The 5,258-nt window shown below is 70.8% G+C and carries 6 protein-coding genes; all 6 read right to left on the bottom strand.

Annotated features, from left to right (window positions below; translation table 11 throughout):
* Nucleotides 1-646: GTP-binding protein (locus BMG07_RS39755; RefSeq protein ID WP_374221463.1), on the bottom strand; the 646-nt coding region annotated here is incomplete at its 3' end.
* Nucleotides 647-676: 30 nt separating this feature from the next.
* Complete coding sequence (locus BMG07_RS39750; protein WP_198089078.1) at nucleotides 677-1,426, bottom strand: hypothetical protein; 750 nt, start codon at nucleotides 1,424-1,426, stop codon at nucleotides 677-679.
* 24 nt (nucleotides 1,427-1,450) lie between these two features.
* Complete coding sequence (locus BMG07_RS39745; RefSeq protein ID WP_269759872.1) at nucleotides 1,451-2,950, bottom strand: MltA domain-containing protein; 1,500 nt, start codon at nucleotides 2,948-2,950, stop codon at nucleotides 1,451-1,453.
* A gap of 154 nt (nucleotides 2,951-3,104) precedes the next feature.
* Entirely contained in the window at nucleotides 3,105-4,259 is a 1,155-nt protein-coding gene (locus BMG07_RS43755; RefSeq protein WP_307867316.1) for a DUF4384 domain-containing protein, read from the bottom strand.
* Complete coding sequence (locus BMG07_RS43750) at nucleotides 4,229-4,537, bottom strand: protein kinase (protein WP_307867314.1); 309 nt, start codon at nucleotides 4,535-4,537, stop codon at nucleotides 4,229-4,231. The genes BMG07_RS43755 and BMG07_RS43750 overlap by 31 nt, the downstream gene beginning before the upstream one ends.
* Nucleotides 4,462-5,034 (bottom strand): protein kinase, encoded by a 573-nt coding sequence (locus tag BMG07_RS43745; protein ID WP_269759871.1) that lies wholly within the window; start codon nucleotides 5,032-5,034, stop codon nucleotides 4,462-4,464. The genes BMG07_RS43750 and BMG07_RS43745 overlap by 76 nt, the downstream gene beginning before the upstream one ends.
* Nucleotides 5,035-5,258 lie beyond the last annotated feature (224 nt).

Here is a 5,258-nt window from a genome sequence, read left to right as displayed (position 1 = left end):
GGGGCATCGGGCCGTCGGCGGCCGAGCACACCAGGATCGCGCCGTCCATCTGGGCGGCGCCCGTGATCATGTTCTTCACATAGTCGGCGATGGCCGGCGTGGCGTGCGCGGCCCATTCGTCGTGCACCGCGCGGATCGCCGCCAGCCGCGTGGCCGACACCTCGCCGAGCACGCGCGCGCACAGCTGCGGGCTGGGCTCGAGCGTCAGCACGTTCCAGGCCTGGATCACGCCGAACATCGGCTCGAAGGGCTCGTCGTCGGGCTCCAGCAGCACGTCGAACGCGCCGGCCCAGTCGGCCTCGCCCGCGGCCATCCAGCCCTGCCAGAGTTCGCCGTGGATGCAGCGGTCGATCAGCACGCCCAGCAGCCGCCCCTCGTGCACGATGCTGACCAGCCGCCCCGGCGCCCAGCGCGCCGGAAAGGCACGCCGCGCGACCGCCTCGCGGCGCCGCGCCAGTTCGGCGAGCGGCAGCAGCAGGTCGGAGATGGCGGGCATGCGCGCAGGCCGAGGCGCTTCGGGCGCCGCACCCGGCATCGCCACGACCGCGAGGCCGGGCACTTCGTCCGCGCCGTCCTCGGGCACGAACGAGCCGGTTTCGAGCGCGTTGCGGATCACGCTGAGCGGGGGCCAGAGTTCGGTGGTCATGGCATCTGTTCTTCCTGAATGGCTATGTCTTCAGGCGTAAGACGCTTCAGCACCGAGGATTTTGAAAACCTGCAGGATCGCGGCCATGTTCCCGGGCTCGATGGCAATGCCCAGCGTCTGCTGCAGCCAGCCGCCCAGGCGCGTCTTGCCGTAGTCCGCGCTCAGGCCCTCGCGCTTGTGCACCAGGCCCAGCCGCCCCGCGCGGTAGTGGTAGGACGCAATGGCGTGGCGCGAGGCAATGCCCGACAGCCCGCCCTCGGCCTCCTTGCCGAAGCCCTCGCACAGCAGCAGGCGCTCGGGCTCGGGCAGTTCGGCGATGAAGGCGCGCGCGGCCAGCTGCACGGCCTGCGCGCTCAGGCCGTGCTCGGCCAGGCAGCCTTCGAGGTCTTCGCCCGCGCCCACTTCGTCTTCGAGCTGCGCCTCGGTGATCTGGTCGCCGATCGAGAGCTTGCGGCGAAAGGCGCTGGCGCGCGTGCAGTCGATCAGGTAGCGGCGAAAGTACGCGCACAGCGCGAACGCGGTCGAAGGCGCGCTGTGGCCCGCGCGCTCTTCGGTGTCGTCGGGGTCGGCGTCGAGCCGCAGCACCTTGACGTAGATGAACTGCGCCACCAGCTCCTGCCGTCCTTCGCCCAGCACCTGCAGTTCGGGCGGATTGCAGGCCACCAGCGCCTCGCCCACGATGCGGTACATGGCGCCCATGTCGTTCGGGGACAGCGTCTGCCTGCGCCGCCACAGGCGGACGAGTTCGGAGCTTTCCGCGGACGAGAGCGTTTCCTGCATGGAGAGGTCGAAGCGCCAGCCTGCTCAGTCGTCGACGCAGCTGTCTTCCGAAGGCACCAGGCACTGCGGCAGGTTCGCGCCCACCGGCCCGCCGCGCGTGCGGATGGCCGACGACGTGGCGGCCTGCGCCACCGCCAGGCCGCGCGGCAGCAGGATCCACAGCTGGCCGCGCTCCTTCATGCGGCGCGCGTTGGTGGCGGCCTGCTGGCCGTTGCCGAAGAAATAGTCGGCGCGCACCGCGCCGCGAATGGCGCCGCCGGTGTCCTGCGCGATGGTCAGGCGCTGCATCGGCGCGCCGCTGCCGGGCGTGCGGGTCGACACGAACACCGGGTAGCCCAGCGGCGTGCTGCGCGGATCGACCGCGATGGATCGCCCCGCCGACAGCGGCACGCCGAACGCGCCCACCGGCCCGCCGACCGGCGAGGTGGCCTCCTTGAAGAACACGTAGCTCGGGTCCTTGATGCCCGAACCGGCCACGGCCCCGGCCGCGCGCCGCCCCGGCACCACGACCGCGCCGCTGGCCACCGGTCGCGCGAGCGTGAAGCCGCGCGTGCGGATGGCGCCGCTGTCGACCGCGCCCACGTCGTCGTCATCGCCGTCGTCCAGCTGCAGCTCGATGGACGAGCCGCGCACCTTCACCGGGCTGCGCGGCTTGCCGTTGGCCGCTTTCGCCAGCGTCGGGCGGAAGGGCTGGCCGTTCTGCTCGGCGTAGGCCACGCGGATCAGTTCGCCGCTGGGCAGCTTGATGCGGCCCGAGCCCTGGATCTGCATCTCGTACAGCGCCGTGGCGCTGCTCACGAAGGCCAGCACCTTGGCGTTGGGCGCGCCCTTGGTCTCGATTTCTTCGCGCGTGTAGTACGGCAGCAGCTGCTTGCCCTCGATGCGCAGCCGCACCTTGCGGTCGAGCGTGTCGCGCGAGATGGCCGACAGGTCGAGCGCATACAGGCCCGGCGCGCCCATGTCGCGCGTGCTCAGGCCGGTCTGCACGACCACGCTGCGCCCGTCGACCCGCGCGGCCACCGTGCCGTTGCCGGCGGGCAGCTTGCGCGCGTCGGCGAACAGCATGTCCTCGGGCTGGCCGTACACGGGGTAGATGAACGGCGCGCCGTACTGGCGGCTTCCCGCGATCTCGGGCTCGAAGTAGCCGGTGACCACGCCGTCGGGGCGGCGGTCGTCGTCGCGGATCTGGTAGGCCGAGAACGCGCCTTCGAAGAAGCCGCGAATGGCGTTGTTGTTCTTGCCGTCGACCTTGAGCGCGCGTTCGCACACTTCCCTCCACTCGGCGCCGCGCCCGGTCAGCACCTTGCAGCTGCCCAGAAAGGCCGGCCAGCTTTCGGAGAAGTCGTCGCGCGACCAGCCCGGCACCGCGTCGAAGCCGACCGAGGTGTAGGTGGCCAGCTGCGTGGAGAAAGTGCGCGCCTGGCCGGCCACGCTGCGCCCGTGGGCGGCGGGCGCGTGGCGGCGGGCGTGTCGGGCACGGCAGGCGCGGCGGTGTCGGTCGATGCCGGCGGCGGCGCGGCGCAACCGGCGAGCGAGGCGATGGCCGCGGCGGCGCTCCAGCGAAGCAGCGTGGCGGCGAAGCCCGGGCGGGGTGGTGGTGACAGCAATGGGGTGTGCATGAAAGTCTCCTTGTCCGGAAGGGCGGCCCTTGCGCGAAGGGCCGATGCTCTGCAGACGATTACTTCTCGACGATTTTGAAATTCGCGACGCCGTAGACGTCGTTGCACGGGGTGTTGGGCGCGCACACCGGCTTGCCCAGCAGCGGCGATGGACCGGTGCCGCGCGTGGCCTCGAGCGCGGCCAGCACCGGCAGCGGGAACACGGGGAACACGCCGTCGTTCTGCACGCCGGCGGCGCTGAAGTCGCGCTCGTGCTCGCTCACGAGCACCGCGAACTGGTCGGTGCCGGGCGGCCCGCCCGCGTCCATCGGCCACGAGGCGCGCGGCAGCGAGAGCGAGCCGCCCGCGGTGATCTTGTTGTACTTGTCGAGCAGGTTCGGGAACAGCAGGAACATCTCGCCGCCGCTGGACAGCAGGAACACGTAGACGAAGCCCTCGCGCTTGCTGCGCACCTCGAACGCGAGCCGGTCCTTGCCGACGCTGACCTCGGGCTTCTTGGGCGTGGCCGTCACGTCGAAGCCGGGGGTGGCGCCGGTGGCGAGGGACAGCAAGGAGTCGGTGGGCGTGCGCGGGGCCGGCGGGGGTGGCGGCGCCGGTGGTGGCGGCGGCGGTGGTGCCTCGGCGACCTTGGTGGTGTCGGGCGGTGGCGCCGGGGTCGGCGCGACGGCGACCTGCTTGTTGTTATTGCTGGCGTCCGCTTCCACGGCGCCCGATCCGCTCGTGCGGCCCTGCAAGAACCACCAGCCGCCACCGGCCACGGCCGCGAGGGCCACGACCGAGACGATCGCGGCGACGGCCTTGCCGCTCTTGCCGCTGGTGGGTGCGGCGGGCGCGGCGGATGGCGCCTTCGCGTTGCTGCCCGGCTTGCCGGTGGATTTCGCGCCGCCGGCAATGACAGTGGCCGCGTCGGCGTTCGTGTTCGCGCCGCCCTGCTGGCGCGGCGGCTGCGTGCGCGGCACCGGCACCATGGTGTGCTCCCCGTCCAGGTCGAGCGCCGCGCGCAGCTCGGCCATCGACTGCGGCCGCTGCTCGGGCCGCACGCCCAGCCCCGCGTCGATGGCTTCGAGCAGGCGCGCGCTGTAGCGCTGGCGCAGGATGTCGTTGCCCGCGAGCGGCACGTAGCTGTCGGACAGCAGGCGCGCCACCGAAGGCGGCGGCGCGCGGCCGCACACCGCCACGTGCATCACCGCCGCGAGCGCGTAGACGTCGTCCACGCGCCCTGCGACATGTCGGGCATTTCGGCGTACTGCTCGATGGGCGCGTAGCCCGGCTTGAGGATGACGGTGATCGCCTGGGTCTTGTCGGTGATGACGCGGCGCGCGGCGCCGAAGTCGAGCACCACCGGCCGGCCCGAGCCTTCGAGCAGGATGATGTTGTCGGGCGCGATGTCGCGGTGATAGCAGTTGGCGCCGTGCATCACCGCGAGCGCCTGCGTGACGCCGTCCATGATGCGGATGAGCCAGGCCTCGTCGACGCCTGCCGGAATGGCCACGAGGCTTCCCTCAGCGTGTCGCCCCGGTAGAAGGGCATGACCATGTAGGTGGTGCCCTTTTCCTGCCAGAAGCGGTAGACCTTGAGCAGCGACGGGTGGTCGAACTGGGCGAGCAGGCGGGCTTCGTTGATGAAGCTGCGCATGCCGAGGTCGAAGGTTTCCCGGTGTCGTTCGGACAGGGGGACGACGGTGCCGTCCTGCTGCCTCGTGGACAACGACGTGGGGAGGTATTCCTTGATGGCGACGACGCGCTCGAGCGTGTGGTCCCAGGCTTCGTAGACGACGCCGAAGCCGCCCTGGCCTATGACTCGGGTGACTTCGAATTCGGCGAGGCGGCTGCCTACGGGGAGGAGGCCTGCGTCGTGGGTTGCTGCTCCCGTGGCGGGGCTGGTGACCGGAGCGCCGGTGGTGATGACGGTTGCGGAGATGTCGCCTGTTGTTGTTGTCGATCGGGGCATCACTCGGGTGCGGTCGTCTTCGTTCTGGGAGTCGGTCATTGACTGGCTCCTTTTTTGAATGGGCTGAGTCTTTGCTTCCCGAGGCCGGGGAATCCGCCCGGCGGCGGCCTCACTTTCTTTTGCTTCGCCAAAAGAAAGTAAGCAAAGAAAAGGCGCCCCCACTGTCTGCGACCCCTGCGCTTCGCTACGGGGCAACCTGCGGTGCTCACGTTTCGCGGGGTTCCACCCAAACTCGCTTCGCTCAAACAAGGGTGGACCCTGAT

This window comes from Variovorax sp. E3, from assembly GCF_016082275.1.
In the GTDB taxonomy this organism is placed as follows: Bacteria; Pseudomonadota; Gammaproteobacteria; order Burkholderiales; family Burkholderiaceae_C; genus Variovorax.
Note: the sequence above shows the minus strand (reverse complement) of the source record. Positions and strands in the feature narration are given on the sequence as shown.